The organism is Lentzea sp. HUAS TT2 (genome assembly GCF_051853195.1).
In the GTDB taxonomy this organism is placed as follows: Bacteria; Actinomycetota; Actinomycetes; order Mycobacteriales; family Pseudonocardiaceae; genus Lentzea.
The window spans coordinates 7,293,309-7,298,751 of sequence record NZ_CP196667.1 but is presented as its reverse complement, the minus strand read 5'-3'; the positions used below and the strand labels follow the sequence as shown (position 1 = coordinate 7,298,751).

The following is a 5,443-nucleotide window of genomic DNA, read 5'->3' as shown; positions in this document are numbered from 1 at the left end:
GGAGGTTCCTCGTCTATTCCTGGCCGTGTCCGGCCGGCAGCGCGCTCGTGCGGCGATCGACCACGTGCAGCCCGGCGCGCAGGGGCGAGGCGTCGAACGCCTGCCTGCGGACGAACCAGTGGTGCAGCCAGTGCAGGGAGGCCAGCAGCGTGAAGGCCTGGTTCTCCTTGGTCCCGATCCGTTCGGCGGGACTGGTGAAGACGCGGTCGACCAGGGCGCGGGTGAACCGCGGGTCGAGCACGCCGATCGCGTCGAGCGTGGTCTGGTCGGTCAGGACGTCGCGGAACTCCGGCCAGGCACGCACGAAGGCCGCGCCGTCGGTCGCGCGGTAGGGGAACTTGCCCTTCTCGACGACCTTCTTCGGCAGCACGTCGGCGAAGGCCCGCTTGAGGAGGTGCTTCTCGTCGAACGGGTCACCGAAGCGGTGGTTGAGCGACGCGGCCAGCCGCACGACGGCCGGGTCCAGGAACGGGCAGCGGTTCTCGACGCCGTGGGCCAGTGCCATCCGGTCGCCCTGGGTCGAGAGCAGGTAGCCCGAGAGCAGCGTGCGGAACTCCAGCCACTGCGCCCTGCGCACGGTGTCGAGCGCCGTGTAGCCCGGTTCGGACGCGACCATCCGCTGGGCGGCGGCGAACGGATCGGTGGCGCCGCGCAGCAGACGGGCGGCGAACTTGCCGTTCTGGAACCGCATCTGGTGCGAGAACAGCCCGGTCAGGTGTTCCTCCGTGTACTGCTGGTAGAGGCCCAGCATGCGCTTGGGAGCGTTCTCGCCGGAGAAGTGCGGGAGGTAGGGGTAGATCCGCCCGATCCGGTCCAGCCGCTCCTTCTCGTCGAGGTCGTGCCAGGAGTCGAGCAGCAACGCGTCCTTGAAGATGCCGTAGCCCAGGAACGCCTCGTCGGCGCCCTCCCCGCTCAGCACCACCTTGATGCCCGCCTCGCGCACCTTCTCCGCGAGCAGGTACATCGGCACGAACGCGGTGCGGAACGCCGGCACCTCCGCGTGCTTGACCGCGGCCGGGAACGCCTGGACGACGTCGTCGTCCCGGACGCGCACGGACTGGTGGTCGGTGCCGAGACGCGAGGTGAGCGCCTCCTGCTCGGCCGACTCGTCGAACTGGGCGTCCTCGAACTCGATGGAGAACGTCCGCAGCGGGTGCTGCTGCCGTCCGGCCGCCAGGTGCGCGATGATCGAGGAGTCGAGCCCGCCCGAGACGTAGACACCTACCTCGACGTCGCTGCGCAGCCGCACGTCGACCGCCGCGGCCAGTTCGGCCCGCACCAGTTCGACCGCGTCCTGTTCGGAGTCCGGCGGCAGCCCCGGCTCCAGGTCGAGCGGCGCCCAGCGGCCCCGTTCGACCTCGTCGCCGCGCAGGCACAGGAACTCGCCCATCGGCACCTGTTCGACGTCGCGGTACCCGCTCTGCGCCGGCAGCGGAGTCCAGGTCGCGAAGATCGACGCGAGCTGCTCGGAGTCGAAGGAGAACCGGAAACCGGGAACGGCCAGGAACGCCTTCATCTCGGAGGCGAACAGCCACTGCCCCTCGTGGCGCGCGACGAACAGCGGGCGCTTGCCGAACCTGTCGCGCACCAGGGTGAGCTCGCCCGTCAGCGAGTCGTAGACGGCGAAGCCGAACGCGCCGTTGAACCTGCTCAGGCAGTCACGCCCCCAGGCGATCCACGCCTGGAGCACCACCTCGGTGTCGGAGTCGGTGCGAAAGCGCGCGCCGAGCCGCTGGAGCTCCGCGCGCAGCTCGCGGTAGTTGTAGAGCTCGCCGTTGTAGCAGAGCCACCACCGGCCGTCCTCGCTGCCGACCGGCTGGGAGCCGTGGGTGAGATCGATGATGCTCAGGCGGACCGTGCCCATCACGAGGTGGTCGTCGAGGTAGCAGCCGGCCTCGTCAGGACCGCGGTGCTCGATCTGGCGCAGCATTCCCGCGATCAGGTCCTGGTGCCCGGAGATCCGGTGGGTGCCCGCGTAGGCGCCCGCGATTCCACACATCCCCGGTCACCGACCATCCACTGAGGACAGAACGTGGGCCTCGACGAACTTCACGATCGCGTTGAGCGAGACCAGCACCTCGTCGAGCAGCTGCTCGCCGAGCTCGAGGCCGTAGCGCTCCTGCACGTGGTTCATCAGCGAGATGTAGCCGTACGAGTCGAGCACACCCGCCTTGAACAGGTCGGTGTCCTCGGTGATCTCGTCGCCGAAGGTGAACAGCGCCTCGTTCTCCAGATAGCTCTTCAGCTCCGCGGTCAGCTCGGCGGTCATGGGGTTGCTCCTTCGATCAGGTGGGCCAGTTCGGGCCAGTGGGCGCGGATGAAGAAGTGGTCGCCCGGCAGACGGTGGCGGACGAGCGGTGCGGTGGTCTCTCGTTGCCACGCGGCGACGTCCGCCTCCGTGAACGGCTCGAGGTCGCCGGTGACGACCGTGATCGGCACGTCCAGCGGTGGCTCGTCGCGGTGGCGGTAGCGGCCGAGCGCGGTGAAGTCCGCGCGGAGCACGCGTTCGTAGTGCGCCATGAGGTCCTCGTACTGGCGCAGCTGATGGGGCACCCCGCCGAGTTCGTCGAGGTGCGCCCAGAAGGCGTCCCCGGTGAGCTGCCAGGTGTCCCGTTCCCTGCTGGGCACCGACGGCCCGCACTCGCCGGACACGACCAGCCGCACCGGTGCGGGCAGGCCCTCGGCGCGCAGCCGCCGGCAGACCTCGAACGCGAGCCTGGCGCCGAGACTGTGGCCGTAGACGGCGAACGGCTCGTCGCCGCGCAGGTGGTCCCGCAGCTGGGTGGTCAGGTCCTCGACGAGCGCGTCGGGATCGGTGACGAACGGCGCGGAGTGACGCCGCCCGCGGCCGGGCCGTTCCAGCGGCACCACCTCGACGTCCGCGAGGTGCTCGCCCAGCGGCCGGTAGGAGTTGTCGTCGCCACCGGCGAACGCGATGGTGAACACGCGCCGCGGTGCCGGCACCGGTGTCGCCGGGGCGGTCTCGATCTGGCGCACCATCCTGGTCAGCACCCCGTTCCCGCCGACTTCCCGAAACCGTGCCGCGGGCAGCCGGCTGAGCACCGCGAGGACGCTGTCCGACCACCTGACGGCGCCGTCGAGCTGGGCCGACAGCGTGCTGGCCACCTCACCGTCGCGGTACGGCCGCGCGGTCGCGTTGGCGATCACCGTGCTGGTCAGCGGCGAGAACCGGAACCCGCGCAGGAACGCCGCGAACTCCTCCCGCGCGGACTTCATGTACCGCGAGTGGAACGCCGCGGACACGCGCACTCGCGCCACCCGCAAACCCTGTTCCCCCAAGGTCTCGCGGGCCCGGTCGATGTCCGCGGCCGGCCCGGAGAGCACGTTCTGGTTCGGGGTGTTGCGGTTCGCCACGTCCAGGGTCGTGAGCCCGTTCTCGGCGAGCAGTTCCTCGAGCCGGGACAGCGAGGCTCCCACCACGGCGAGCATCGCGCCGCCACGTTCGGAGCCCATCAACGCGGACCGCTGCGCCACCAGCTTCAGGCCCGTCTCGAAGTCGAACGCCCGCGCGGCGAGCAGCGCGTTGTACTCCCCCAGGCTGTGCCCGAGCAGCACGTCCGCCGGCGGTTCGCCGCCGGCGATGCCGTCCCAGTAGGACAACGCGTTCACCACGAAGATCGCGGGCTGCGTGTAGCGGGTGTCGTCGAGGCGGCCGTCGGGATCTTCGAGACACAGGCGCTCGATGTCGTAGCCGAGCACGTCGCTCGCCAGCGAGACCGCCTCGGGATGTCGGTCGAACAGCCCCGCCCCCATCCCCTTGGCCTGGGTGCCCTGGCCGGGGAAGAGCGCGACGCCGCCTCCGTGCGTGACAGGCATTGCTGCTCCGCTCTCGGATGAATGTGATCGGAAGAGGCCTTCCCGTCCGGGAAAGGCGATCGGCGCCACCGGCCGGAAAAGGTCGTCACCAGACCGTTTTCGGGCATGGGTCGACCACGGTCGGAATAGAGGAGAATGTGTCGCCGGCCGGAGTCGGTCAGCGAGCGAACCAGAACGGAACGGCGGCGCGAAATCAGGCCGTGAACACGCCGGCATGGACGGCGGAACCACCGGCGATCGGCGCCGATGCGAACGTCGGTGCCACGTTGGGTCCTTCGACCCCGGAGTCCCCGATGCCCAGGACGAGGGCGGCCACGGCGGCCAGGCCCATTCCGGTGACGCGGGCGAGGATGACGAATCGCTGTGCGGTCGCGTTCTTCAACACTGTGTCACTCCCATTCCTTCGACTGGAACCACTGTCGCAGCCGTGGTTCCCGATCCGTTCCTTTCCCCGATACCGCTTCAGTACCTACGCGATGGGATCGGATCCGCGGGATCTCGACGGGGAATCGGAGTCGAGCCGGGCCCGGTCCAGCAGTGCCTCGACGGCTTCCGGTGTCGGCCCCTCGGCCACCACGTACAGCGCGCCCCCGTCACCGCCGCGCGTCGAGTGCGAGTGCTCCGCTCCCGCGAACCACCGGGCGCCCGACGACCGGATCCGACCACCCGCCAACGCCCGGAACAGCTCGGTCCGCAGGTCGACGCCCGCCGCGATCTCGATGAGCCGGGCGATCGTCCCCGACCCGAACCCCGGCCGGACGCTGACGACGTGAGGCCCGTGCTCGGACAGGACGAGCGTCGTCTCGGAGGGCCCGAACTCGTAGCCCACCAGGTCGAGCACCGCCGCGACGGTCGCGCGGGTCTCCCGTGAGGCGCTCTCGTCCTGTTCGGCCGGGTGCAGGTACCGCGTCCCGCCGGCCACCGCCCACTTGGCCGTGACCCCGACGACGCGGTGCATGCCGTCGACGGTCAGCGTGGTGATCACGACCTCCGGCCCGAAGACGAACTCGGCGATCTCGACCGGGCCGGTGTCGCCGCGCAGCCAGTCCGTCAGCTCCGCGCTCCGGCGCAGCACGACCTCGTCCCGCCGTCCTGAGCGGATCAGCACGGGCAGGCCGATCCTGCCGACGGCCTCGGGGATGTCCGCTCCGGCGGCGGTGGTGCGGCGGATCATCGGATACCGGCTCGTCGCCAGCACCTCGGCGAGCCGGTCGTCCTCGGCGAGGACGTGTGCCGCGCCGGCGGAGTGCGGAACCGTCTGCGCGGCAGGGAATCCGTCCTCGGTGAGGACGTGCGTGATGTGATGATCGCGGACGACCTGGGCGACGGTCCGTGCCACCGCGTGCTCGTCGTCCGGGTCGACCACGTCGATCCGGTCCTCCGCGAGCATCTCGAAGGCCTGCCGCTCGTCCCGCGCGACCACCAGCCGCAGATCGACTCCGCTGCGCACGGCCTTGCGCGCGAGCGACACCGACGGGAAGCACAGCAGCAGCCGTGTCTCAGGGCTCATCTCGGCTCCGCGTTCCCGGTCCTGCCGGACCGATCACTCGTACGCCGCTGCTCCATCGTCGTGCTCCTCGGCGGATCAGTGTGGCCAAGGGAGTTT

General features: G+C 70.4%; 5 protein-coding genes. All 5 read right to left on the bottom strand.

The window, feature by feature from the left end:
* Window positions 1-13 precede the first annotated feature (13 nt).
* The 5 genes from asnB to ACSHWB_RS34750 all read right to left on the bottom strand — a co-directional run bounded on the left by asnB (window position 14) and on the right by ACSHWB_RS34750 (window position 5,347).
* Window positions 14-1,999 carry an asparagine synthase (glutamine-hydrolyzing) gene (asnB, locus tag ACSHWB_RS34770; protein ID WP_439657530.1) on the bottom strand — a complete coding sequence of 662 codons (1,986 nt, stop codon included), beginning with the start codon at window positions 1,997-1,999 and terminating at the stop codon, window positions 14-16.
* A gap of 6 nt (window positions 2,000-2,005) precedes the next feature.
* Window positions 2,006-2,269, bottom strand: a complete 264-nt coding sequence (locus ACSHWB_RS34765) for an acyl carrier protein (protein ID WP_439657529.1) — start codon at window positions 2,267-2,269, stop codon at window positions 2,006-2,008.
* Window positions 2,266-3,837 (bottom strand): thioesterase domain-containing protein, encoded by a 1,572-nt coding sequence (locus ACSHWB_RS34760; protein WP_439657528.1) that lies wholly within the window; start codon window positions 3,835-3,837, stop codon window positions 2,266-2,268. Before ACSHWB_RS34760 ends, ACSHWB_RS34765 begins: the two co-directional genes overlap by 4 nt.
* A gap of 193 nt (window positions 3,838-4,030) precedes the next feature.
* Entirely contained in the window at window positions 4,031-4,222 is a 192-nt protein-coding gene (locus tag ACSHWB_RS34755; RefSeq protein ID WP_439657527.1) for a hypothetical protein, read from the bottom strand.
* Between the two features lie 84 nt (window positions 4,223-4,306).
* Window positions 4,307-5,347: a hypothetical protein gene (locus ACSHWB_RS34750; protein ID WP_439657526.1), complete on the bottom strand. Its 1,041-nt coding sequence runs from the start codon at window positions 5,345-5,347 to the stop codon at window positions 4,307-4,309.
* Window positions 5,348-5,443: the final 96 nt, after the last annotated feature.